20 protein-coding genes are annotated in these 24465 nt (G+C 55.2%); 15 read left to right on the forward strand and 5 right to left on the reverse strand.

Annotation, left to right across the window (positions count from 1 at the left end; translation table 11 throughout):
- Positions 1-395: 395 nt before the first annotated feature.
- The gene (ampG, locus tag AC2CGP_RS10395; RefSeq protein ID WP_015367956.1) at positions 396-1871 is read right to left on the reverse strand and encodes a muropeptide MFS transporter AmpG; all 1476 of its coding nucleotides are present in this window, start codon (positions 1869-1871) and stop codon (positions 396-398) included.
- A 44-nt stretch (positions 1872-1915) separates the two neighbouring features.
- Entirely contained in the window at positions 1916-2494 is a 579-nt protein-coding gene (locus tag AC2CGP_RS10400) for a lipoprotein (RefSeq protein ID WP_213759356.1), read from the reverse strand.
- A gap of 381 nt (positions 2495-2875) precedes the next feature.
- Between AC2CGP_RS10400 and bolA the strand changes: the two genes are divergently transcribed.
- The 9 genes from bolA to AC2CGP_RS10445 all read left to right on the forward strand — a co-directional run bounded on the left by bolA (position 2876) and on the right by AC2CGP_RS10445 (position 13315).
- Positions 2876-3193: a transcriptional regulator BolA gene (gene bolA, locus AC2CGP_RS10405; RefSeq protein WP_015367954.1), complete on the forward strand. Its 318-nt coding sequence runs from the start codon at positions 2876-2878 to the stop codon at positions 3191-3193.
- 345 nt (positions 3194-3538) lie between these two features.
- Positions 3539-4837, forward strand: a complete 1299-nt coding sequence (gene tig, locus AC2CGP_RS10410; RefSeq protein ID WP_015367952.1) for a trigger factor — start codon at positions 3539-3541, stop codon at positions 4835-4837.
- Between the two features lie 312 nt (positions 4838-5149).
- Positions 5150-5773, forward strand: coding sequence for an ATP-dependent Clp endopeptidase proteolytic subunit ClpP (clpP, locus tag AC2CGP_RS10415; protein WP_003021624.1), 624 nt, complete (start codon positions 5150-5152; stop codon positions 5771-5773).
- A 134-nt stretch (positions 5774-5907) separates the two neighbouring features.
- Entirely contained in the window at positions 5908-7182 is a 1275-nt protein-coding gene (gene clpX, locus AC2CGP_RS10420; RefSeq protein WP_015704591.1) for an ATP-dependent protease ATP-binding subunit ClpX, read from the forward strand.
- 183 nt (positions 7183-7365) lie between these two features.
- The gene (gene lon / locus AC2CGP_RS10425) at positions 7366-9720 is read left to right on the forward strand and encodes an endopeptidase La (RefSeq protein ID WP_015367948.1); all 2355 of its coding nucleotides are present in this window, start codon (positions 7366-7368) and stop codon (positions 9718-9720) included.
- 206 nt (positions 9721-9926) lie between these two features.
- Complete coding sequence (hupB, locus tag AC2CGP_RS10430) at positions 9927-10199, forward strand: nucleoid-associated protein HU-beta (protein WP_002444653.1); 273 nt, start codon at positions 9927-9929, stop codon at positions 10197-10199.
- Positions 10200-10413: 214 nt separating this feature from the next.
- A complete protein-coding gene (ppiD, locus tag AC2CGP_RS10435; protein ID WP_015704592.1) occupies positions 10414-12288 on the forward strand; it encodes a peptidylprolyl isomerase in 1875 nt (624 codons plus the stop codon).
- Positions 12289-12436: 148 nt separating this feature from the next.
- On the forward strand, positions 12437-12802 hold the full coding sequence (locus AC2CGP_RS10440) for a helix-hairpin-helix domain-containing protein (RefSeq protein WP_047053320.1): 366 nt from the start codon (positions 12437-12439) through the stop codon (positions 12800-12802).
- Positions 12803-12913: 111 nt separating this feature from the next.
- Positions 12914-13315 carry a YbgC/FadM family acyl-CoA thioesterase gene (locus AC2CGP_RS10445; protein WP_020079469.1) on the forward strand — a complete coding sequence of 134 codons (402 nt, stop codon included), beginning with the start codon at positions 12914-12916 and terminating at the stop codon, positions 13313-13315.
- A 550-nt stretch (positions 13316-13865) separates the two neighbouring features.
- On the opposite strand, the gene queC is transcribed toward AC2CGP_RS10445, so the two are convergent.
- The gene (gene queC, locus AC2CGP_RS10450; RefSeq protein ID WP_015704596.1) at positions 13866-14576 is read right to left on the reverse strand and encodes a 7-cyano-7-deazaguanine synthase QueC; all 711 of its coding nucleotides are present in this window, start codon (positions 14574-14576) and stop codon (positions 13866-13868) included.
- Between the two features lie 66 nt (positions 14577-14642).
- Positions 14643-16343, reverse strand: coding sequence for an SgrR family transcriptional regulator (locus AC2CGP_RS10455; protein WP_048230666.1), 1701 nt, complete (start codon positions 16341-16343; stop codon positions 14643-14645).
- A gap of 107 nt (positions 16344-16450) precedes the next feature.
- On the opposite strand from AC2CGP_RS10455, the gene cof reads away from it, so the two are divergent.
- Positions 16451-17269, forward strand: coding sequence for an HMP-PP phosphatase (gene cof, locus AC2CGP_RS10460; RefSeq protein WP_046883691.1), 819 nt, complete (start codon positions 16451-16453; stop codon positions 17267-17269).
- A gap of 44 nt (positions 17270-17313) precedes the next feature.
- On the opposite strand, the gene AC2CGP_RS10465 is transcribed toward cof, so the two are convergent.
- The gene (locus tag AC2CGP_RS10465; RefSeq protein WP_020079465.1) at positions 17314-18366 is read right to left on the reverse strand and encodes a PLP-dependent cysteine synthase family protein; all 1053 of its coding nucleotides are present in this window, start codon (positions 18364-18366) and stop codon (positions 17314-17316) included.
- A 115-nt stretch (positions 18367-18481) separates the two neighbouring features.
- Between AC2CGP_RS10465 and AC2CGP_RS10470 the strand changes: the two genes are divergently transcribed.
- From AC2CGP_RS10470 to amtB, 5 genes are all read left to right on the forward strand, one after another.
- On the forward strand, positions 18482-18940 hold the full coding sequence (locus AC2CGP_RS10470; RefSeq protein ID WP_015367940.1) for an Lrp/AsnC family transcriptional regulator: 459 nt from the start codon (positions 18482-18484) through the stop codon (positions 18938-18940).
- A gap of 43 nt (positions 18941-18983) precedes the next feature.
- Complete coding sequence (locus AC2CGP_RS10475) at positions 18984-20753, forward strand: SmdA family multidrug ABC transporter permease/ATP-binding protein (protein WP_047064182.1); 1770 nt, start codon at positions 18984-18986, stop codon at positions 20751-20753.
- Positions 20746-22524, forward strand: coding sequence for a SmdB family multidrug efflux ABC transporter permease/ATP-binding protein (locus AC2CGP_RS10480; protein ID WP_205460413.1), 1779 nt, complete (start codon positions 20746-20748; stop codon positions 22522-22524). Before AC2CGP_RS10475 ends, AC2CGP_RS10480 begins: the two co-directional genes overlap by 8 nt.
- 241 nt (positions 22525-22765) lie before the next feature.
- Positions 22766-23104 carry a P-II family nitrogen regulator gene (glnK, locus tag AC2CGP_RS10485; RefSeq protein WP_015367937.1) on the forward strand — a complete coding sequence of 113 codons (339 nt, stop codon included), beginning with the start codon at positions 22766-22768 and terminating at the stop codon, positions 23102-23104.
- A gap of 32 nt (positions 23105-23136) precedes the next feature.
- Complete coding sequence (amtB, locus tag AC2CGP_RS10490) at positions 23137-24426, forward strand: ammonium transporter AmtB (RefSeq protein WP_020079462.1); 1290 nt, start codon at positions 23137-23139, stop codon at positions 24424-24426.
- Positions 24427-24465 lie beyond the last annotated feature (39 nt).

The following is a 24465-nucleotide window of genomic DNA, read 5'->3' on the forward strand; positions in this document are numbered from 1 at the left end:
GGATCTGTGTCAGTTCTGTGTTAGCGGGTTCTGCTTGGATTGTCACATATGTTACGGAATGTGACGTAATTGCTTGCAAAGCCTGATTTACGCTGGATCTATAACGAAAGGGATAAGAAAGGGAATGCTTATGAGGATACGGGTATAAACATGGTTAAAATAACACAAATAATTAACAATTAATTATCAAATAAAAGACATAAAGAAAACGTTAAAATAAAGTAACGCTGCTGAATCGGTTAAATTAATTAAAGAATCGCGTAAAAATTGTCAATAATTTCCAGAAATCTAAAACGCACAAAACAACAAATCAGCTCCCAGGGAAAATAAAATCGCTAATAAGCCGTTATAATTACCTCGGGTAATTAAAACGGCTATTAACGGTTTGGCGAAAATTAAATCAGCTGCGTTTTGCGTAGCGCCATATAGTCCAGAATCGCGCCGAGCAAAATACCACCGATAGCGGTCAGCGCGGCGACTTCCAGCAGGCCAGGCAGGAAGGAGAAAGAGGTGTAATCCAGCGCGTTCATCGCCAACAGCAGCAGCCATATCGCCAGCATTAAGCAACCTACCGCCAGGATAAGCAGCGCCAGGGCGTAAGTCTGAGGGTATTGCGTGCGCGGCAAGAAGCTTTCCGTGCGTTGGGTATATTCCAGCGTACGGCGACACAGAAGCAGGAGCAAAATCCCCGGCACGGCGGCAACGACGGAGAAAAGATAAAACGTCGGCCAGCCGTTCGCTTCGACAAACCAGCCGGCAATCGGCCCAACGTAAACGCGACCCACCGCCGACAGCGCCGACAGTAGCGCAAACTGAGTGGCGGAAAACGACTTGTTACACAGCGTCATTAACAGCGCAACAAACGCCGCGGTGCCCATCCCGCCGCACAGGTTCTCAAAAAATACCGCCGCCGCCATCGAATAAAGGTGTTTATCGGTGACCGAGAGGATCCAGTATCCGGCGTTGGAGGCCCCCTGCAGCAAGCCAAAGATCAGCAGGGCGCGGAACAGCGTCAGGCGCTGCATCAGCACGCCGCCGTAGAGTGCGCCGACAATGGTGGCGAACAGGCCCAACGTTTTATTCACCATTCCGACTTCGCCAGCATCAAAACCGACGCCGCGAATAAGGAAAGTGGTGGTCAGGCTCATGGCGAAGGCATCGCCGAGCTTATAAAGGACAATTAACAGCAGAATAAGCCAGGCGTTGTTGCGACCGAAGAAATCGCGCAACGGCGCGGCGACGGCCTGCTCAAGCGATTTAGGCACCGGAATGACGTCGCTGGGCTCCGGCGCCAGCAGCGTGGCGATAATACAAGGAATAAGCAGCGCGGCCATCAGCCAGTACATACCTTGCCAGCCCAGCCAACGGTCGGCCAACCAGAGCGCTAACCCTCCGGAAACCAGCATTCCCAAACGATAACCGAGCACGCTTATCGCCGCACCGGCGCCGCGCTCTTCCGCCGGGAGGACGTCGGTTTTCCAGGCGTCAAAGACGATATCCTGCGATGCGGAGCAAAAAGCAATAACCACAGCCAACGCCGCCATCCAGCGCAACTGCGTTGCGGGTTCAAGAAAGCCCATCGCGGCGATGGCGATAAGCAGCGCAAGCTGAGTCGTCAGCAGCCAGCCGCGGCGGCGGCCTAAAAATGGCGGCGTGTAGCGGTCCATTAATGGCGACCACAAAAACTTAAATACGTAGGCCTGACCGACGAGAGAAAAGAAGCCGATAGTTTTTAAATCGATATTTTCAACGGTCATCCACGCTTGCAGCGTGCCGGAGGTCAGCGCGAGAGGTAAACCAGAAGCAAAGCCAAGGATCAGCAAAATAGCTGATTTGGGCTGCTGAAAAATACGCAAGTAGTGATTGGACATGGCATATAGAGCAGACCCGGTATGATACCGGGTCTGCTATTTTATTAACGAGCGTTTTGTTTGATGAAGTCGTGAATGCTGGTGTCCTGCGCCATGTCGGCGATGGTATCGGTCAGCACGCTATTAACCGCGTTCGCAATGTTCTCGTTGGAAGCCTGGAAAGCGCCCTCAACGGAGTAGCTGGCGCGATAGTTTTTGGTCATCTTGGTGCCGTTAGCGGCGGTCGCGATGATGGCGATATCCGCTTTAGTGGCGATGTTGTAACGCACGTTGCCCTGCGAGACGTCAGCATACAGCTTGTTAACAATGATCTGCAGGTCGACGGCGCCGTTCGGGCCAATCATGTAGCCGCGCGACGTCATTTGCTTCTCAAGCACTTCCTGCAACAGGAAGCGCAGATCGCGAGAGGCGGTCAGCGTAACCAGCTGGTTGTTACGGGTGACCTTCGCCAGCGCCTGATCGGTACGCTGGTCTGCGCCGTTGATGCTGACGGTAACGCCCATCAGGCTCGGATCCTGCTGCGGCAGGGTGATTTTCGGCGATACTTCAATGGTCGTCGGCGGGGTGGCGCATCCTGCGAGTGCAAACATCGCGACCAACGGGAATAGAATTTTCTTCAGCATGTTCAGGGTCTCAACGCACGGTGTTGTTATACCCGTCATAATTCAGGTTTCAGACGCCGCGGGGAATCGCGGGCGCTTTTTTCTGCAACTCGAAGTAGTTAGGGTGTTTAAGGAAAATTCCCGCCATCATAACATCGCCAACGGCGAGGGGAAGTGGCTACGAGTGGAAAATCATCGTGTTGTGCGTTTTATGACCTCGTCCCATTTCCGGTGGCGATTTGGCCGGGAGATTTAGCATTCATCATCAGTAAACCTGATACTTTTGCGTGAAAATATCAGAGGAATGCTAATTTTTTGTTGTTTTCTGCCAATGGAAGCGGTAAAAGCGGCTAACATTTAAAGGGAAAGGCGGCATCTCAGCGTTGTCGGAGGAGAAAATTCATGATGATACGTGAGCAGATCGAAGCAAAACTTAGAGCAGCGTTCGACCCGATGTATCTGGAAGTCGTGGATGAAAGCTATCGGCACAACGTCCCTGCGGGCTCTGAAAGTCATTTTAAAGTGGTGTTGGTGAGCGACCGCTTCACCGGCGAACGTTTCCTTAATCGTCATCGTATGATTTACGGTACGTTGACCGAGGAGCTGTCAAGCACCGTGCACGCGCTGGCGCTGCATACTTACACGATTAAAGAGTGGGAAGGGCTACAGGATACCGTCTTTGCCTCTCCGCCATGCCGCGGAGCGGGTAGCATCGCGTAAAAATCACATTTGCAACCGCTGGCGCTTTTCCAGTATGTTGCGTGAAGATTTAGCAAAAACGGCCTGCGGGCCGTTTTCTTTTGCCTGGAAAATGCGCAAAGTTCGCGCTTTTGCAGACAAATTTGAGCGGGAAATGTGAAAAACGCCGCAGCAGTGGGTGACAACCGTTCTCGACTCACAAAAGTGATGCCGCTATAATGCCGCGTCTTATATATGAATGTCTTCGGGATGATTCTGACGACAGGGAATGTGTTTCTGATTTGAAGAGGGCATCCCGGTTCTGCGAAGCCACCTACTCGCGCTTCCAGAGTTGACCGAGCACTGTGATTTTTTTGAGGTAACAAGATGCAAGTTTCAGTTGAAACCACTCAGGGCCTTGGGCGCCGTGTAACGATTACTATCGCCGCTGACAGCATCGAGAATGCTGTCAAAAGCGAGCTGGTCAACGTAGCGAAAAAAGTTCGCATTGACGGCTTCCGTAAAGGCAAAGTGCCGATGAATGTTGTTGCTCAGCGTTATGGCGCTTCCGTTCGCCAGGACGTGCTGGGCGACCTGATGAGCCGTCATTTCGTTGACGCGATCATCAAAGAGAAAATTAATCCGGCCGGCGCGCCGAACTATGTTCCGGGCGAATACAAGCTGGGCGAAGACTTCACCTACGCGGTAGAGTTCGAAGTGTATCCGGAAGTTGAGCTGAAAGGTCTGGACGCAATCGAAGTTGAAAAACCGGTTGTTGAAGTCACCGACGCTGACGTTGACGGCATGCTGGACACCCTGCGTAAGCAGCAGGCGAACTGGAAAGAAAAAGAAGGCGCTGTTGACGCTGAAGATCGCGTTACCATCGACTTCACCGGTTCTGTAGACGGCGAAGAGTTCGAAGGCGGTAAAGCGTCTGACTTCGTACTGGCGATGGGTCAGGGTCGTATGATCCCGGGCTTCGAAGACGGTATCAAAGGCCACAAAGCTGGCGAAGAGTTCACCATCGACGTGACCTTCCCGGAAGAGTACCACGCTGAAAACCTGAAAGGTAAAGCCGCTAAGTTCGTTATCAACCTGAAAAAAGTTGAAGAACGCGAGCTGCCGGAACTGACTGCTGAATTCATCAAGCGTTTCGGCGTTGAAGATGGTTCCGTTGAAGGTCTGCGTGCGGAAGTGCGTAAAAACATGGAACGCGAGCTGAAAGGCGCCGTGCGTAACCGCGTTAAATCTCAGGCTATCGAAGGCCTGGTGAAAGCGAACGACATCGACGTTCCGGCTGCTCTGATCGACAGTGAAATCGACGTACTGCGTCGTCAGGCTGCTCAGCGTTTCGGCGGTAACGAGAAACAGGCTCTGGAACTGCCTCGCGAACTGTTCGAAGAGCAGGCTAAACGTCGCGTAGTTGTTGGCCTGCTGCTGGGCGAAGTGATTCGCACCAACGAGCTGAAAGCTGACGAAGAGCGCGTGAAAGGCCTGATCGAAGAGATGGCTTCCGCGTACGAAGATCCGTCAGAAGTGGTTGAGTTCTACAGCAAAAACAAAGAGCTGATGGACAACATGCGCAACGTGGCGCTGGAAGAGCAGGCTGTTGAAGCCGTGCTGGCGAAAGCTAAAGTGTCTGAAAAAGCCACTTCCTTCAACGAACTGATGAACCAGCAGGCGTAATTTAGCCCGGCTGTTTAAAGTTCGCGCAAAAGCCCGTTGCCGAAAGGCGGCGGGTTTTTTTTATTGCAATGATAGGCTTAGGATGAGTGCTAAAACACATTTTCAGTGATAGCGTTACTCCAAAAGGTTGTTATGCTTGAATTATGGCTGCGCCATCCCCATAACCGGGTGACGTATCTGCATCCGCAGCGTCAGGAATAATGACCAGGTCAACGTATCAGTGCCCTGCGGATAGAAACTCTGGCTGATAATCCGTCCATAAGGTTACAATCAGTGCAGCAGGTTTTTTCAAAATTAATCCAGGAGACGGAAATGTCATACAGTGGCGAACGAGATAACTTTGCACCCCATATGGCCCTGGTGCCGATGGTCATTGAACAGACCTCACGCGGTGAACGTTCTTTTGATATCTATTCCCGTCTGCTCAAGGAACGCGTTATTTTCCTGACCGGCCAGGTGGAAGACCACATGGCTAATCTGATCGTGGCGCAGATGCTGTTTCTGGAAGCGGAAAATCCAGAAAAAGATATTTACCTGTACATTAACTCTCCGGGCGGCGTGATCACCGCCGGGATGTCAATTTACGACACCATGCAGTTCATCAAGCCGGATGTCAGCACTATCTGTATGGGGCAGGCGGCTTCAATGGGCGCCTTCCTGCTGACCGCCGGGGCGAAAGGCAAGCGTTTCTGTCTGCCGAACTCCCGCGTGATGATTCACCAGCCGCTGGGCGGCTATCAGGGTCAGGCGACGGATATTGAAATCCACGCCCGTGAAATTCTGAAAGTGAAAGGGCGTATGAATGAACTGATGGCGCATCATACGGGTCAATCCCTTGAGCAGATCGAGCGCGATACCGAGCGTGACCGCTTCCTGTCGGCGTCGGAAGCGGTGGAATACGGCCTGGTCGATTCCATCTTGACCCATCGTAATTGATGCCCGTGGCGTAAGGGTGCCGCTATACTTGTTTTAACAACTGGGCGGCACAACGCGTGATCGCGACTTGCGCCTGAGAATGGCATTTGCGTCGTCATCTGCGGCACAAAGAACTTAAGAAGAGGTTTGGACTCATGACAGATAAACGCAAAGATGGTTCGGGCAAACTGTTGTACTGCTCTTTTTGCGGCAAAAGCCAGCATGAAGTGCGTAAGCTGATCGCCGGGCCATCCGTGTATATCTGCGACGAATGCGTTGATTTATGTAACGACATCATTCGCGAAGAGATTAAAGAAGTCGCTCCGCACCGCGAGCGCAGCGCGCTGCCGACGCCGCACGAAATTCGCCACCATCTGGACGATTATGTTATCGGTCAGGAACAGGCGAAAAAAGTGCTGGCAGTGGCGGTATACAATCACTACAAACGTCTGCGCAACGGCGACACCAGCAATGGCGTAGAACTGGGTAAAAGCAACATTCTGCTGATCGGGCCGACCGGTTCCGGTAAAACGCTGTTGGCTGAAACGCTGGCGCGTCTGTTGGATGTTCCGTTTACCATGGCCGATGCCACCACCCTGACCGAAGCGGGTTACGTGGGCGAAGACGTGGAAAACATCATCCAGAAGCTGCTGCAGAAATGCGATTACGATGTGCAGAAAGCGCAGCGCGGCATCGTGTACATCGATGAGATCGACAAAATTTCCCGTAAATCGGATAACCCGTCGATTACCCGCGACGTGTCCGGCGAAGGCGTTCAGCAGGCGCTGTTGAAGCTTATCGAAGGTACCGTAGCCGCTGTTCCGCCACAGGGCGGGCGCAAACATCCGCAACAGGAGTTCTTGCAGGTTGATACCTCCAAGATTCTGTTTATCTGCGGCGGCGCGTTCGCAGGCCTGGACAAAGTGATTTCCCACCGTGTTGAAACCGGCTCCGGCATTGGTTTTGGCGCGACGGTTAAAGCGAAATCCGACAAAGCCAGCGAAGGCGAACTGCTGGCGCAGGTCGAGCCGGAAGATCTGATCAAGTTTGGTCTGATCCCGGAATTTATCGGCCGTCTGCCGGTTGTCGCGACGCTGAATGAACTGAGTGAAGAAGCGCTGATTCAGATCCTGAAAGAGCCGAAAAACGCCCTGACTAAGCAGTATCAGGCGCTGTTTGGCCTCGAAGGCGCTGAGCTGGAATTCCGTGATGAAGCGCTGGATGCGATCGCCAAGAAAGCGATGGCGCGTAAAACCGGCGCCCGTGGTCTGCGCTCGATCGTTGAAGCCGCGCTACTCGACACCATGTACGATCTGCCGTCCATGGAAGATGTCGAAAAAGTGGTGATTGACGAGTCGGTGATCGAAGGTCAGAGCAAGCCGCTGCTGATCTACGGCAAGCCGGAAGCGCAGCAGGCATCTGGCGAATAATTCGCCAATCGACACAAGCAGTTAAGCAAAAAGGGGGGATTTTATCCCCCCTTTTATTTTTCCTGTGTTCCCGCCGTTGAATGTATGGAATACATCCCCATATACTGGATTACATATTAACGGCGACGCGTTAATGAAGGTGTCGTCGGCTACCTGGCGGACTTTAAACTAAGAGAGAGCTCTATGAATCCTGAGCGTTCTGAACGCATTGAAATCCCCGTATTGCCGTTGCGCGATGTGGTGGTTTATCCGCACATGGTCATACCCCTGTTTGTAGGGCGGGAAAAATCTATCCGTTGTCTGGAAGCGGCCATGGACCATGATAAAAAAATCATGCTGGTCGCGCAGAAAGAAGCGTCGACGGATGAGCCGGGTGTAAACGATCTTTTCACCGTCGGGACCGTGGCGTCAATTTTGCAAATGCTGAAGCTGCCGGACGGCACTGTGAAAGTGCTGGTGGAAGGCTTACAGCGTGCGCGTATTACTGCGCTGTCTGATAACGGCGAGCACTTCTCCGCCAAAGCAGAGTACCTTGCTTCTCCGGTCATTGAAGAGCGGGAGCAGGAAGTGCTGGTGCGTACGGCTATCAGCCAGTTTGAAGGCTACATCAAGCTGAACAAAAAAATCCCACCGGAAGTGCTGACGTCGCTGAATAGCATCGACGATCCCGCGCGTCTGGCGGATACCATCGCTGCGCATATGCCGCTTAAGCTGGCGGACAAACAGTCCGTGCTGGAGATGTCCGACGTGAACGAACGTCTGGAATATCTGATGGCGATGATGGAATCTGAAATCGATCTGCTGCAGGTTGAGAAACGCATTCGCAACCGCGTGAAAAAGCAGATGGAAAAATCTCAGCGTGAGTACTATCTGAATGAGCAAATGAAAGCCATCCAGAAAGAGCTCGGCGAGATGGATGACGCCCCGGACGAAAACGAAGCGCTGAAGCGTAAGATCGACGCGGCTAAGATGCCGAAAGAGGCGAAAGAAAAAACCGAAGCGGAACTGCAAAAGCTGAAGATGATGTCCCCGATGTCGGCGGAAGCCACCGTCGTGCGCGGCTACATCGACTGGATGGTGCAGGTGCCGTGGAATGCCCGCAGCAAGGTCAAAAAAGATCTGCGTCAGGCGCAAGAGATCCTCGATACCGATCACTATGGTCTGGAGCGAGTCAAGGACCGCATCCTTGAGTATCTTGCGGTACAGAGTCGCGTTAACAAGCTGAAAGGGCCGATCCTGTGCCTGGTTGGGCCGCCGGGGGTGGGTAAAACCTCGCTGGGTCAGTCTATTGCCAAAGCTACCGGGCGTAAGTACGTGCGCATGGCATTGGGCGGCGTGCGTGATGAAGCGGAAATCCGTGGTCACCGCCGTACCTATATTGGCTCGATGCCGGGGAAACTGATCCAGAAAATGGCGAAAGTGGGGGTGAAAAACCCGCTGTTCCTGCTGGATGAGATCGACAAAATGTCCTCCGACATGCGCGGTGACCCGGCTTCAGCATTGCTGGAGGTACTGGATCCGGAACAGAACGTGGCCTTTAACGACCACTATCTGGAAGTGGACTACGATCTCAGCGACGTGATGTTCGTGGCGACCTCCAACTCCATGAATATCCCGGCTCCGCTGCTGGACCGTATGGAAGTGATTCGTCTCTCCGGTTATACCGAAGATGAAAAACTGAACATTGCTAAGCGCCACCTGCTGCCGAAGCAGATCGAACGCAACGCGCTGAAAAAGGGCGAGCTGACGGTCGACGATAGCGCCATTATCGGCATTATTCGTTACTACACCCGTGAAGCGGGCGTACGTAGCCTGGAGCGTGAAATCTCCAAACTGTGCCGTAAAGCCGTTAAACAGCTGCTTCTGGATAAGTCACTAAAACACATCGAGATTAACGGTGAAAACCTGCACGATTATCTTGGTGTGCAGCGCTTTGACTATGGCCGCGCGGATAGCGAAAACCGCGTAGGTCAGGTGACGGGTCTGGCGTGGACGGAAGTGGGCGGCGATCTGCTGACCATCGAAACCGCCTGCGTTCCGGGCAAAGGCAAGTTAACCTATACCGGTTCACTTGGCGAAGTCATGCAGGAGTCAATTCAGGCAGCGCTGACCGTGGTACGCGCGCGTGCTGAGAAGCTCGGTATCAATCCGGACTTCTACGAAAAACGCGATATTCACGTGCACGTACCGGAAGGGGCAACGCCAAAAGATGGCCCGAGCGCCGGTACGGCGATGTGCACCGCGTTGGTTTCCTGCCTGACCGGTAACCCGGTACGCGCCGATGTGGCGATGACAGGGGAAATCACCCTGCGCGGCCAGGTGCTGCCAATCGGCGGTCTGAAGGAAAAACTGCTGGCGGCGCATCGTGGGGGGATTAAGACTGTTCTGATTCCTTACGAAAACAAGCGTGACCTTGAAGAAATTCCGGAAAACGTTATCGCCGATTTGGATATTCATCCGGTACAGCGAATCGAGGAAGTTCTGACACTTGCCCTGCAAAATGAACCGTTTGGCATGCAGGTTGTAAGCGCAAAATAGTGATATCGCGCAAATAGCGTTAAGAAAAGTGGGGCTGGTAAGTAAATTCGTACTTGCCAGCCTTTTTTTGTGTAGCTAACTTAGATCGCTGGCAGGGGTCATCGACAACTCTGTTGTAAGGGCATGACAGTCCTGATATAACTGCTGCGCGGTCGCGCCATGAAGGATTCTGGTGCGATATAAATTATAAAGAGAGGAAGAGAACAGTGAATAAATCTCAACTGATTGACAAAATTGCTGCGGGTGCGGACATTTCTAAAGCTGCAGCTGGACGTGCGTTAGATGCTTTGATCGCTTCTGTTACTGAATCTCTGCAAGCTGGGGATGATGTTGCGCTGGTAGGGTTCGGTACTTTTGCTGTTAAAGAGCGTGCTGCCCGTACTGGTCGCAACCCACAAACAGGTAAAGAAATTACCATTGCTGCCGCTAAAGTACCGGGCTTCCGTGCAGGTAAAGCGCTGAAAGACGCGGTAAACTAATCGGCACTCCCGTCAGGGAATGTGACGAAGTACAAGGGCGCATCGCGAGATGTGCCTTTTTTATTTGTCCAGAACGCGACTTTATGTGTGTTTATGCGCACTTGTGGGCTGACAATTGCCCCGTTTTCTTGTCAAAATACGTCCTCACGCGCGGCAGCCATCACGTGCTATGCTGCGCGAGCTAAAGTCATCTACAGCGGAGCGTTGTTACACCATGATGGACAACCTACGCACGGCCGCCAACAGCGTCGTGCTCAAGATTATTTTCGGTATCATTATCGTCTCGTTCATTTTGACCGGGGTGAGTGGTTACCTGATTGGCGGCGGCAACAACTATGCCGCAAAAGTGAATGGTCAGGAGATTGGCCGCGCGCAGTTTGAAAATGCCGTTGCCAGCGAGCGTAACCGCATGCAGCAGCAGCTAGGCGATCAGTTCTCCGAGCTGGCGGCCAACGAAAACTACATGAAGACCATGCGTCAGCAGGTGCTGAACCGTCTGATCGATGAATCGCTGCTGGATCAGTATGCCCGTGAACTGGGCCTGAGCATCAGCGACGACCAGGTGAAACAGGCCATCTTCCAGACCCAGGCCTTCCAGTCGAACGGCAAGTTTGATAACGAGCGCTTCAGCGGCATCGTGAATCAAATGGGCATGACCACCGATCAATACGCGCAAGCGCTGCGTAACCAACTGACGACGCAACAGCTGATCAATGCGGTAGCCGGTACCGATTTCATGCTGCCGGGCGAGTCCGACCAACTGGCGGCGCTGGTATCCCAACAGCGCGTGGTTCGTGAAGCGACTATCGACGTTAACGCGCTGGCGGCGAAACAGACCGTTAGTGATGAAGAGATTAACGCCTTCTGGCAGCAGAACCAGGCCCGTTTTATGGCGCCAGAGCAGTTCCGCGTGAGCTACATCAAGATGGATGCCGCCAGCATGCAGGAAAACGCCTCTGACGAAGAAATCCAGTCATGGTATGACCAGCATAAAGATCAGTTCACTCAGCCGCAGCGTAATCGCTACAGCGTGATTCAGACTAAAACTGAAGCTGATGCGAAAGCGGTGCTCGCCGAACTGCAAAAAGGCGCCGATTTCGCCACGCTGGCAAAAGAGAAATCTACCGACATCATCTCTGCGCGTAACGGCGGCGATATGGGCTGGATGGAAGAGGCCTCTACCGTGCCTGAGCTCAAAGATGCCGGCCTGAAAGACAAAGGTCAGCTTTCCGGAGTGATCAAATCTTCCGTAGGCTTCCTGGTGGCGCGCCTTGATGATGTTCAGCCGGCGCAGGTAAAACCGCTGGCCGATGTGCGTAACGACATCGCGGCTAAAGTGAAACAGGAAAAAGCGCTGGACGCGTACTACGCGCTACAGCAGAAGGTTAGCGATGCAGCCAGCAATGATAACGAATCCCTGGCGGGCGCGGCGCAGGTTGCCGGCCTGAAAGTGGTTGAGACCGGCTGGTTCGGCCGTGACAACCTGCCGGAGGAGCTGAACTTCAAGCCGGTTGCCGATGCTATCTTTAATGGCGGTCTGGTGGGTGAAAACGGCGCGCCGGGTAGTAACTCCGATATCATTACCGTTGACGGCGATCGCGCCTTTGTTCTACGCATTAGCGAGCACAAAGCGGAAAGCGTTAAGCCACTGGCGGAAGTGAAAGCGCAGGTGACTGATATCGTGAAGCGCAATAAAGCGGAACAGCAGGCGAAACTGGATGCTGACAAACTGTTAGCCGCCCTGAAAGCGGGCAAAGGTGATGAAGCGATGAAAGCCGCAGGGCTGAGCTTCGGCGCAGCGCAGACGCTGTCCCGTACCGGCCAGGATCCACTGAGTCAGGCTGCATTCTCTTTGCCGCTGCCGCAGAAAGATAAAGCCAGCTACGGCGTAGGCAGCGATGCTAAAGGCAACGTAGTATTGCTGGCGCTGGATGAAGTAAAAGCGGGCGCTATGCCAGAAGAGCAGAAGAAAGCGATGGTGCAGGGTATTACCCAGAATAATGCGCAAATCGCATTCGAAGCGTTGATGAGCAATCTGCGTAAAGAAGCCAAAATCAAGCTCGGCGACATCATCGACCAGCAGCAATAATTTCGCGCCGCCTCGCAAAACGAGGTAACGCGATGCAATACTTAAAGGCCGCTTTCGCGGCCTTTTCCATTTCCGCAATCTGCCTTTTGTACTCCTTTTTTGTAGCCGCTATCGTGACCTTGCTGTCTACAAACAAGGAGATAACAGCATGAACAGAGGAATGAAAATGGTTATTGTCGCCGTGTTGCTGGCTTGTGCGGCGGGTTCTCAGGGGGCGCTGGCGGCATCGGCGAGCGGCAAGGCGGCATCGGCAAAAGAAACTATTCAGGCGCCGCAGACGAAAATGCCGGAGGAGGCCAAAACGGCGGATACCCACGGCGCGCGGGTTAGCATCAATAATGCCAGCGCGGAGGAGTTAGCACAGGCTATGAACGGCGTTGGGCTCAAGAAAGCGCAGGCAATCGTCAGCTACCGCGAAGAATATGGGCCGTTTAAGACTCTCGACGATCTTAAACAGGTCCCTGGGATGGGCAGTTCACTGGTAGAGAGAAATCTGTCACATCTGACGCTGTAATTTTCGCCTGTTGGTTTGCACAGTGGCAAATCTTTGCCATGCTAAAGAGGTTACATCATCTGGTGTGACCTCTTACCTGATTAACAACAATAATAGTAAGGCATGTGCGCTATGCAGACTCAAATTAAAGTTCGCGGTTATCACCTGGATGTTTATCAGCACGTTAACAATGCTCGTTATCTGGAGTTTCTCGAAGAGGCGCGCTGGGATGGGCTGGAGAGCAGCCCGGCGTTTCACTGGATGACCAGCCATAACATCGCTTTTGTGGTGGTCAATATCAATATCAATTATCGTCGCCCGGCGGTACTTGGCGACGTGCTCACCGTGACCAGTAAGCTTGAGCAGTTGAACGGCAAAAGCGGCACCCTTAGTCAGGTTGTGACCCTTAACCCTAACGGTGAAGTGGTGGCCGATGCGCTGATTACCTTTGTCTGCATTGATTTGAAAACGCAGAAGGCGCAGCCGCTGGAAGGGGAGTTGCGCGAAAAGCTCGACCAGATGAATTTGCGCTAATAACAGTCGGACCGCGGAGAGTTGCGAACCCGTAGCCCGGTAAGCGAAGCGCCACCGGACTGAACTTAAGCTTCGTGCCAGTCGTTTCCCGGAGGCGGCGCCTGATGCGCCTTTTCCGGGCTACCGGCCGTGGGACGCTGCGAATCCGTAGCCCCGGTAAGCGAAGCGCCACCGGGGACGTTGAACTCAAGCTTCGTGCCAGTCGTTTCCCGGGGGCGGCGCCTGACGCGCCTTTTCCGGGCTACCGGCCGTGGGACGCTGCGAACCCGTAGCCCCGGTAAGCGAAGCGCCACCGGGGACGTTGAACTTAAGCTTCGTGCCAGTCGTTTCCCGGAGGCGGCGCCTGACGCGCCTTTTCCGGGCTACCGGCTGGTGGGACGCATTGAACCCGTAGCCCCGGTAAGCGAAGCGCCACCGGGGACGTTGAACTCAAGCTTCGTGCCAGTCGTTTCCCGGGGGCGGCGCCTGACGCGCCTTTTCCGGGCTACCGGCCGTGGGACGCTGCGAATCCGTAGCCCCGGTAAGCGAAGCGCCACCGGGGACGTTGAACTTAAGCTTCGTGCCCCTGGCCCAGCCCGGTTTTTTGCTTCATTTGCGCCATCACGCCGGCCTTATCGCCCAGATACTGATTCAGGCCGTTGGCGCGCAGGTTGCAGGCCGCACACTGGCCGCAGCCGTCGCCCTTGATGCCGTTATAGCAGGTGAGCGTTTCGCGGCGAACCAGATCCAACTGGCCCCAATAATCGGCCAGCGCCCAGGTCTCGGCTTTGTTGAGCCACATCAGCGGCGTTTCAAAGCGAATGTCTTTCGCCATACCAAGGCTAACCGCGTGGTGCAGCGCTTTAACAAATTCGTCGCGGCAGTCCGGGTAACCGGAGAAGTCGGTCTCGCAAACGCCGGTAATAATCGCTTCGGCCTTAACCTGATAGGCGTAGATCGCCGTCAGGGTTAAAAACAGAATATTGCGACCTGGAACGAAGGTATTCGGAATACCATCGGCATCCGGCTCGTAATCCGGTACCGGAATGCTATCGCGGGTCAGGCTGCTCACCGCCAGTTCGTTAAGCAGCGTAACGTCCAGCACTTTGTGCGCTACCGCGCCCAGTTTTAGCGCCAGCTCGCGAGCCACGTCAATCTCGGCGCGGTGGCGTTGGCCATAATCAAAAGTGACGCAATGCACTTCATCATACTGTTCCAGTGCCTGCACCAGGCAGGTTGTTGAGTCTTGTCCTCCGCTGAAGACAACTACGGCGCGTTTCATGGCAATTCCTGACTAAATAAGTGAAAGCGTTATGGTACCGTCAGACGCTCGCGGCGACCAGCTCTCTCACGCCGATGATGCTGGTAGCCAGGCGCTGGCAAAGTCGAACCACCCTCTGGCATTAAGGCGCAGGCCATTAACCCCCGGCGGCGCGCTGATGCGGTAATTGTATTTGAATAACGGCGTCATGATGGCGTCATCCATCAGCGTATTGAAGACGTTGCGCAGGGCATCGTTGCGGCTACGCGCTTCGGGCTGCGCCTGCACGGCATCTAACGTTGCCTGCAGGTGCGCATATTGCGCCCCGGTCAGCAAATGGGGCCATAGCGTATCGCAGCGCAGCCACTGCTCAAGGGTATATTCCGGCGCTTCGCCAATCAGGCGGTCGCCCATCATCATATCGGCCTGCGCCAGATACCGGCAGCCGTCCCAATTTTTAGCGTCGTGAAAAATGAGCGTCAGTTCGCAGCCGAGAGTGGCGAGGCGTAGTTTCAGTTGCTCAGCCATTGTGTGTAATTCGACCGGCAAATGATAGAGCAGGGTGAGTTGGGGCGGCAACGGCACCTCATGGTTTTCCGGGCCCTGGGGAATGGACCAGCCCGGTAGCACTTCATGGCTCGGCGTAATCAGATCTTCATCCAGCGGTAGCGTTTCCAGCAACGACGAGCGGTGGATAATCGAAATTATCCGCTGGGCCTGCGCTTTACTGAGACGTGGACTCTGACGCAGGGTCAAATAGCAGAAGCCGAGGCTGATGCTGTTGCTCACCTGGCGCAAATTATTGAGCTCTTCGGGATCGCCGATGGTGATCTGTACCGGATGGCGACAGCTGGTGCCGAGATCGCTTTCGAATAGCTGCGGCGTGATCCAATATTCTACCGCCTGGATCAGCGGATGCTGTAAATGGTAGCGGGGATGGTTCTCCAGCCGAACCAGATCCGGGCCAAAAAGCTTTATTCGGAACGGACCGCTACCGAGCGCCGGATCGTCAGGATGCGCCAGCACGCTGCAATAGCTGGCTAAACGGAACGGTAGCCAGTAGTCCGGGCGATGCAGCGTAATCGTCAAACATTGGGCGTGGGTGACATCGATACGGCTGATGCTGGCAAAGAGGGTGCGTAGTGCCGGGAGTTCCAGGAGCAACAGTAGTCTTTGCTGCAGCTGTGAGGTTTTCACGGTATCGCCGTTATGCCAACACAGGGTAGAGCGGATATAAAAGTGCCAGCGCAGCCCATCGGGTGATACCTGCCAGTGGTGTGCCAGATCGCCCACCGGCGTATTGTCGCTATCGTCGAAACGCGTCAGGCCGGAATAGATCTGCCCGGCCAAATGTTGTTCCGCACGACCGGGAAGAAAACCGGGGCGCAGCGGTTCCAGTGGACGGTAGTAAGGTATACGCAGCGTCGGGGTATTGTTTTGCCACTGGCCGCCGAGGAAGGGGTGCAACAACGCTTTCAGCTCAACCGGCGCCAGCTGCGCCAGCTCCAGCGCGTTTTGTTGCTGACCCTTATTCAGCGCCTGTTCCATCATCTCGTTACGCAAACTTTCCGGGGTTTTGTAAAAACAGAGCATTCCGCGCTTGCCGCGCCCGGAGCTGGCCTGCCAGCTTAACCAGCCGGCCTCCTGAGCCTGGCGCAACAGCGTACGGATATGTCGCTCGCTACAAAAGCAGCGTTCAGCCAGCTCGCCAACGGTCACCTGCTGCGGAGCGCCGGACGACGGCTGCCAAAGGCGCTGATACTGATTTAAACGATTTAATAATCTCATTTGCCGAAAACCCGGAACAATAAAAAATATCTATTCACTATTACTTCCGTATATCTCAAGCGATACTGCAACACAAGCGAAACCCATCACACATCGGGGAAAATACCATGGCAAAATTAGCGGCATTTGATATGGACGGCACCCTGCTGATGCCGGACCATCGTCTCGGAGAACAGACTCTGACGGCGCTGAGACGGCTGCGTGAACGCGATATCGCCCTGACCTTTGCCACCGGTCGCCATGCTCTGGAAATGCACCATGTGATCGGCGAGTTTTCCCTTGATGCTTTTCTGATTACCGGTAACGGCACGCGCATCCATTCACTGGAAGGTGAAGAGCTGTATCGCCAGGATCTGAATCCGGAAGTGGCGGAAGAGGTGCTGCACAGCGTGTGGGATACTCAGGCGAGTATGCACGTTTTCAATGATGACGGCTGGTTTACCGGCCAGGCAAGGCCGGAACTGCTCCGGGCTCACGCCTTCAGCGGCTTTCATTATCAACTGAGCGATCCGAAACGGATGCCGGCGCACCACGTCACCAAGATCTGTTTCTGCGGCGATCATGACGATCTGCGCCGCCTGCGGATCCAGCTAAATGACGCGCTAGGCGATCGCGCGTTTCTTTGTTTCTCGGCGATGGATTGCCTGGAGGTGCTGCCGGTCGGCTGTAATAAAGGGGCAGCGCTGGCGGTGCTGAGCCAGCACTTAGGTTTCACTTTGCAGGACTGCATGGCCTTTGGTGATGCAATGAACGATCGCGAGATGCTCGGTAGCGTAGGGCGAGGGTTCATTATGGGCAACGCGATGCCGCAGCTCAAAGCTGAACTGCCGCATCTACCGATCATCGGAGACTGCCGTCATCAGGCTGTTTCCCATTTTTTAACACATTGGCTGGATAATCCTGATCTTCCTTATTCCCCCGAATAGAGAGACCCTACCAGCAAGCCGGATAGCGTTCTATCCGGCTTTTTTTATTGTGCGCCGCTTAGTTGCATAATCTGCGTCTGCCACGGGCTAATATCGCCGATATTCGCCGCGACCCACTGCGGGTTGTAATAGCTTTCGAGATAACGTTCGCCGCTGTCGCACAACAGGGTGACGATGGAACCCTGGCGTCCTTTATCGCGCATGCGCGTGGCCAGTTGCAGCACGCCCCACATATTGGTACCGGTGGAGGCGCCGACTTTTCTTCCAAGCTGCTTTTCCAGCCACAGGGCGGTAGCGACGCTGGCGGCATCCGGAACGCGCAGCATCTCATCGACGACGTCAGGAATAAACGATGGCTCGACGCGCGGACGGCCAATCCCTTCGATCTTGCTGCCGACCGGGCTGCGCAGGCTGGCGTCGCGGCTTTGCCAGTAATCGAGGAACACCGAATTCTGCGGGTCGACGACCATCAGTTGCGTCTCGTAACCCTGGCAGCGAATATAGCGGCCGATGGTTGCAGAAGTACCGCCGGTACCGGCGCTCATGACGATCCACGACGGCTGCGGATACGGCTCATGGGTCATCTGGCGGAAAATGCTGTCGGCGATATTGTTATTGCCGCGCCAGTCGGTGGCGCGCTCGGCGAAGGTGAACTGATCCATATAGTGGCCATTCAACTCGCGCGCCAGCATTTCGGAAGCAGCATAGATTTCGCAGGCGTTGTCGACGAAATGACAGCGTCCGCCATAAAATTCAATCTGTTCGATTTTACGTTTCGCCGTACAGGAGGGCATCACGGCAATAAACGGCAGGCCCAGCAGGCGAGCAAAATAGGCTTCTGAGACCGCCGTCGAACCCGAAGACGATTCGATAATCGTGGTGCCTTCTTTGATCCATCCGTTGCACAGACCATAGAGAAACAGCGAGCGCGCCAGTCGGTGCTTGAGGCTACCGGTTGGATGCGTACTCTCATCTTTCAGATAAATAGGGATCCCCGGAAAACCAGGCAACGCCAGGCGGATCAGGTGTGTATCGGCGGAACGCTGATAGTCGGCGTTAATTTCACTAATGGCATGTTTTACCCAGGCGCTGTTCATCTCGGATTCCTGTTTGTCATTTTGTGCCCAGCTTAGCGGATTGTGCGGGAAAAATTGTTGCTATTTGGCCTTTCAATTACAATTACGGGAGTAAATTATTCTCTCTGGTGGCCTTATGCTAGATAAAATTGACCGTAAGCTGCTCTCATTGCTGCAAACTGACTGCACCCTCTCTTTGCAGGCGCTGGCGGATGCCGTTAATCTGACCACCACGCCCTGCTGGAAACGGCTCAAGCGCCTTGAGGACGAAGGTATCCTGCGCGAGCGCGTGGCCATTCTGGATGCGGAAAAGCTGGGGCTCGGTCTAACCGCCTTCGTTTTGATAAAAACCCAGCATCACAGCAGCGACTGGTACTGCCGCTTTGTTAGCGAAGTGTCGCAAATGGCGGAAGTGCTGGGTTTCTGGCGTATGGCCGGCGAGTACGATTACCTGCTACGGGTGCAGGTCGCGGATATGAAGCGCTATGACGACTTTTATAAACGTCTGGTGAACAGCGTGCCGGGGCTGTCGGATGTCACTTCGAGTTTTGCCATGGAACAGATAAAATACACCACGGCCTTACCTATTGATTAACGGCTTTTTGCCGCCACGAATTATACATTCAGGATTTTACCGTTTGCGATTATTTGCTCAACTTAGCTGGTACTTTCGCCGGGAGTGGCGCCGCTATCTCGGCGCCGTCGCTCTGCTTGCCGTTATTGCCGTACTCCAGCTAATCCCGCCGAAAGTAGTGGGGATTGTGGTCGATGGCGTGACTAAAGAACATTACACCGCAGAGCAGGTGTGGATGTGGATCGGCGCGCTGGTGGTTATCGCGGTGATGATTTATCTGCTGCGCTATGTCTGGCGCGTGCTGCTCTTCGGCGCCTCTTATCAACTGGCCGTTGAACTGCGTGAAGACTTCTACCGTCAGCTCAGCCGCCAGCATCCGGCCTTCTATCTGCGTCACCGTACCGGCGATCTTATTGCCCGCGCGACCAACGATGTTGACCGCGTCGTCTTCGCCGCCGGCGAGGGTGTCCTGACGCTGGTGGATTCATTGGTGATGGGCTGTGCGGTACTGATTGTGATGTCGACGCAAATCAGCTGGCAGTTAACGCTGCTGGCGCTGGTGCCGATGCCGTTTATGGCGCTGGCGATCAAGCGTAATGGCGATGCCCTGCATGAGCGTTTCCGCGTGGCGCAGGCGGCTTTTTCCAGCCTCAACGATCGCACACAGGAAAGCCTGACCAGCATACGGATGATTAAAGCGTTCGGCCTTGAGGATCGCCAGTCGGCGCAGTTTGCCGCCGATGCGGCGGATACCGGGGCGAAGAACATGCGGGTCGCGCGTATCGATGCCCGCTTCGACCCGACAATCTATATTGCCATTGGCGCGGCCAACCTGCTGGCAATCGGCGGCGGCAGCTGGCTGGTGTTGCAGGGCGAGCTGACCCTTGGTCAGTTAACCAGTTTTGTCATGTATCTCGGCCTGATGATTTGGCCAATGCTGGCGCTGGCGTGGATGTTTAACATCGTTGAGCGCGGTAGCGCCGCCTATGGACGTATTCGTTCGATGCTGGAAGAAGCGCCGGTGGTCAACGATGGTAGCGAAACGGTGCCGGAGGGGCGCGGGGCACTTAACGTGGCGGTGCGCGAATTTATCTATCCGCAGGCGGCGAAACCGTCGCTGGAGAAGGTTAACTTCACCCTGCAGCCGGGGCAAATGCTCGGTATCTGCGGCCCGACGGGAGCCGGGAAAAGCACCATACTTTCCCTTATTCAGCGCCATTTTGATGTTACCGAGGGGGATATCCGTTTCCATGATATTCCGCTGTCTCGCCTGCAGCTTGATAGCTGGCGCGGGCGGCTGGCGGTGGTCAATCAAACACCATTCCTGTTCTCCGATACCGTGGCCAATAACATTGCCTTGGGTAAACCGGATGCGACCCGGGAACAAATCGAACATGTCGCGCGGCTGGCCAGCGTTCATGATGATATTCTGCGCCTGCCGCAGGGCTATGAAACGGAAGTCGGCGAGCGCGGCGTCATGCTCTCAGGCGGTCAGAAACAACGTATTTCTATTGCCCGAGCGCTGCTGCTGGAGGCGGAAATCCTGATCCTTGATGACGCGCTGTCGGCGGTTGATGGGCGGACGGAGCATGATATTTTGCATAACCTGCGACAGTGGGGGGAAGGGCGGACGGTGATTATCAGCGCCCACCGCCTCTCAGCATTAACCGAAGCCAGTGAAATTTTGGTTCTGCAACACGGCCATATTGCCCAGCGCGGACGCCATGAGCAGCTTGCCGCCCAGTCGGGATGGTATCGCGACATGTACCGCTATCAGCAACTGGAAGCAGCGCTCGACGATGCGCCGCAGGATGAGGAGGCGACAGATGCGTAATTTCGCCGATCTCTGGCCGATCCTGAAACGTCTGCTGGCCTACGGTTCGCCGTGGCGTAAGCCGCTTATCATTGCCGTTATCATGATGTGGATAGCAGCGGCGGCGGAAGTCAGCGGCCCGCTGCTGATAAGCTATTTCATTGATAACATGGTGGCGAAACAGTCGCTACCGGTGAAGCTGGTCTGCGGCCTGGCGGCGGCCTATATCTTCCTGCAGATCCTTGCCGCTACGCTGCACTATAACCAGGCGCTGCTGTTTAACCGGGCGGCGGTCGGCGTGGTGCAGCAGTTGCGCAGCGATGTGATGGACGCCGCGCTGCGTCAGCCGTTAAGCGAGTTTGATACGCAACCTGTCGGCCAGTTGATATCACGCGTTACCAACGATACCGAAGTGATTCGTGACCTGTACGTGACAGTCGTGGCGACGGTGCTGCGCAGCGCGGCGCTGATAGGCGCGATGCTGGTGGCGATGTTCAGTCTCGACTGGCGAATGGCGCTGGTGGCGGTGGCTATCTTCCCGGCGGTGCTGATCGTGATGGCTATCTATCAGCGTTACAGCACGCCGATCGTGCGTCGCATGCGCGCCTGGCTTGCCGATATCAATGATGGCTTCAACGAAGTGATCAACGGCATGGGCGTTATTCAGCAATTCCGCCAGCAGGCGCGATTCGGCGAGCGAATGCGTGAAGCCAGTTACGGACACTATCTGGCGCGCATGCAGACGCTGCGTCTGGATGGTTTCCTGCTGCGACCGCTGTTAAGCCTGTTTTCATCGCTGATCCTCTGCGGCCTGCTGATGCTGTTTGGTTTTAGCGCTTCCGGAAGTATCGAAGTCGGGGTGTTATATGCCTTTATTAGCTATCTCGGGCGGCTTAACGAACCGCTGATCGAACTTACCACCCAGCAGTCGATGCTGCAGCAAGCGGTGGTGGCGGGCGAACGCGTGTTTGAGCTGATGGACCGTCCACGCCAGAGCTGGGGTAACGATAGCGCGCCGTTACGCAGCGGTGCGGTGGCGATTGATAACGTCTCTTTTGCCTATCGCGACGATCGGCTGGTGCTGCAGGATATCAATCTGGATATTCCTTCGCGCGGTTTTGTGGCGCTGGTTGGCCATACCGGTAGCGGCAAGAGCACGCTGGCCAGCCTGATGATGGGCTACTACCCGTTGACCAAAGGCGAAATTCGTCTTGATGGCCGCCCGCTGTCGTCGTTAAGCCACAGCGCTTTACGTCGGGGCGTCGCGATGGTGCAACAGGATCCGGTGGTATTAGCCGATACCTTCTATGCCAACGTGACGCTGGGCCGCGATATCAGCGAGCAGCAGGTCTGGGAAGCGCTGGAGGCGGTGCAGCTCGCTGACCTTGCCCGTGAAATGAGCGACGGGATTTATACCCAACTGGGCGAGCAGGGCAACAACCTGTCGGTGGGGCAGAAACAGCTGTTGGCGCTGGCCCGTGTGCTGGTCGAGACGCCGCAGGTGCTGATCCTCGATGAAGCGACAGCTAACATCGATTCCGGTACCGAGCAGGCTATCCAGCAGGCGCTGGCGAAAGTGCGCGAGCACACCACGCTGGTAGTTATCGCCCACCGTCTGTCGACCATCGTCGAAGCGGATACGATCCTGGTGCTGCACCGTGGCCAGGCCGTCGAGCGCGGGAACCATCAGCAATTGCTGGCGGCGAAGGGCCGTTACTGGCAGATGTACCAGCTACAGCTGGCTGGCGAAGAGCTAGCCGCCAGCGTTGAGGAGGAGTCGCTGAGCGCCTGATGCACCATCAGCAGGCATTGGTGCAGGGGTGACGTGAAGTGGTGCAACTTGCTCACTAAGGGCGCACCGTATTGGTGCATTTTTGCGCATTAGCGGTCATTTGCCGTCTCGCCAGTAACATCCTCGCGTTTTTTTCTCCATAAACGGGCCGATTCACGGCCCGTTTTCATTTTTGGCATATCCCTTGCTTTATCTCCTGTGTTAGCTGCGGCCACTATCAAATACTGACTGGAGGGGATTTATGAAGCTGGTTACCGTGGTAATCAAACCATTCAAACTGGAAGACGTTCGCGAAGCGTTGTCCTCCATCGGCATTCAGGGCCTGACGGTCACGGAAGTGAAAGGCTTCGGCCGCCAGAAAGGCCATGCCGAGCTCTATCGCGGCGCCGAATACAGCGTCAATTTCCTGCCAAAAGTAAAAATTGATATTGCGATTGCCGACGATCAGCTGGATGAGGTTGTCGAGGTGATAGGCAAGGCCGCCTGGACCGGAAAAATTGGCGACGGCAAAATTTTTGTCGCCGAACTGCAGCGCGTGATTCGTATTCGTACCGGCGAATCCGACGAAGCGGCACTGTAATTGCCTGACCACACAGCGATGGGGATGAAGAGATGATGAGAACGACGATGAAAACGGCTCTGGGAGCGCTGGCGCTGCTTCCGGGACTGGCGCTGGCGGCCGAACCGGCGGTGGCGGATAAAGCCGACAACGCCTTTATGATGATTTGCACCGCGCTGGTGCTGTTTATGACAATCCCCGGCATTGCGTTGTTCTACGGCGGCCTGATTCGCGGTAAAAACGTGCTCTCAATGCTGACTCAGGTCATTGTGACTTTTGGCCTGGTTTGCGTGCTGTGGGTTATCTATGGCTATACGCTTGCCTTCGGTAGCGGCGGTAGCTTCTTCGGCAGCTTCGACTGGGTGATGCTGAAGAATATTGAACTGAAAGCGTTGATGGGCTCGTTCTATCAATATATCCACGTCGCTTTCCAGGGCTCTTTCGCCTGTATCACCGTGGGCCTGATCGTCGGTGCGCTGGCGGAACGTATTCGTTTCTCCGCGGTACTGATTTTTGTGGTGGTTTGGCTCACGCTCTCCTACGTGCCGATTGCGCATATGGTGTGGGGCGGCGGCCTGCTGGCGACCCATGGTGCGCTGGACTTCGCCGGCGGTACCGTCGTACACATCAACGCTGCGGTAGCGGGGCTGGTGGGCGCGTATATGATGGGCAAACGCGTGGGCTTTGGCAAAGAAGCGTTTAAACCGCATAACCTGCCGATGGTCTTCACCGGTACGGCGATTCTGTATGTCGGCTGGTTCGGCTTTAACGCCGGTTCCGCAAGCGCGGCCAACGAAATTGCCGCCCTGGCCTTCGTAAATACCGTCGTGGCGACCGCTGGCGCGATTCTGGCCTGGACCTTCGGCGAATGGGCCACCCGCGGCAAACCCTCGCTGCTGGGCGCCTGCTCCGGCGCGATTGCCGGTCTGGTCGGCATTACTCCGGCGTGCGGTTATGTTGGCGTTGGCGGCTCGCTGATTATCGGTATCATCGCCGGCCTGGCCGGGCTGTGGGGCGTCACGGTGCTGAAGCGCTGGCTGCGCGTCGATGACCCATGCGATGTGTTTGGCGTTCATGGCGTGTGCGGCATCATCGGTTGTATCCTGACTGGCATCTTCGCTTCCACTACCCTTGGCGGCGTCGGCTATGCGGAAGGCGTCACGATGGGGCATCAGCTGCTGGTACAGCTGGAAAGTATCGGCATTACCGTGGTCTGGTCCGCCGTCGTCGCCTGGATCGGCTTCAAAGTGGCGGCGATGACCGTCGGCCTGCGGGTTCCGGAAGAGCAGGAGCGCGAAGGGCTGGACGTCAACAGCCACGGCGAAAACGCCTACAACGCCTGATATATTGTGCAATCTCCATAAGCGTCAAAGCCTCCCGCA

This window comes from Klebsiella sp. SYXHC3, assembly GCF_057196925.1.

Bases quoted from the DNA above. Each gene is read 5' to 3' on its own strand.
- ppiD (WP_015704592.1), top strand. From the start codon at position 10,414: ATGATGGACAACCTACGCACGGCCGCCAACAGCGTCGTGCTCAAGATT.
- AC2CGP_RS10445 (WP_020079469.1), top strand. From the start codon at position 12,914: ATGCAGACTCAAATTAAAGTTCGCGGTTATCACCTGGATGTTTATCAG.
- bolA (WP_015367954.1), top strand. From the start codon at position 2,876: ATGATGATACGTGAGCAGATCGAAGCAAAACTTAGAGCAGCGTTCGAC.
- lon (WP_015367948.1), top strand. From the start codon at position 7,366: ATGAATCCTGAGCGTTCTGAACGCATTGAAATCCCCGTATTGCCGTTG.
- AC2CGP_RS10400 (WP_213759356.1), bottom strand. From the start codon at position 2,494: ATGCTGAAGAAAATTCTATTCCCGTTGGTCGCGATGTTTGCACTCGCA.
- ampG (WP_015367956.1), bottom strand. From the start codon at position 1,871: ATGTCCAATCACTACTTGCGTATTTTTCAGCAGCCCAAATCAGCTATT.
- AC2CGP_RS10470 (WP_015367940.1), top strand. From the start codon at position 18,482: ATGCTAGATAAAATTGACCGTAAGCTGCTCTCATTGCTGCAAACTGAC.
- AC2CGP_RS10480 (WP_205460413.1), top strand. From the start codon at position 20,746: ATGCGTAATTTCGCCGATCTCTGGCCGATCCTGAAACGTCTGCTGGCC.
- tig (WP_015367952.1), top strand. From the start codon at position 3,539: ATGCAAGTTTCAGTTGAAACCACTCAGGGCCTTGGGCGCCGTGTAACG.
- cof (WP_046883691.1), top strand. From the start codon at position 16,451: ATGGCAAAATTAGCGGCATTTGATATGGACGGCACCCTGCTGATGCCG.
- AC2CGP_RS10455 (WP_048230666.1), bottom strand. From the start codon at position 16,343: ATGAGATTATTAAATCGTTTAAATCAGTATCAGCGCCTTTGGCAGCCG.
- AC2CGP_RS10440 (WP_047053320.1), top strand. From the start codon at position 12,437: ATGAACAGAGGAATGAAAATGGTTATTGTCGCCGTGTTGCTGGCTTGT.
- queC (WP_015704596.1), bottom strand. From the start codon at position 14,576: ATGAAACGCGCCGTAGTTGTCTTCAGCGGAGGACAAGACTCAACAACC.
- AC2CGP_RS10465 (WP_020079465.1), bottom strand. From the start codon at position 18,366: ATGAACAGCGCCTGGGTAAAACATGCCATTAGTGAAATTAACGCCGAC.
- glnK (WP_015367937.1), top strand. From the start codon at position 22,766: ATGAAGCTGGTTACCGTGGTAATCAAACCATTCAAACTGGAAGACGTT.
- clpX (WP_015704591.1), top strand. From the start codon at position 5,908: ATGACAGATAAACGCAAAGATGGTTCGGGCAAACTGTTGTACTGCTCT.
- amtB (WP_020079462.1), top strand. From the start codon at position 23,137: ATGATGAGAACGACGATGAAAACGGCTCTGGGAGCGCTGGCGCTGCTT.
- clpP (WP_003021624.1), top strand. From the start codon at position 5,150: ATGTCATACAGTGGCGAACGAGATAACTTTGCACCCCATATGGCCCTG.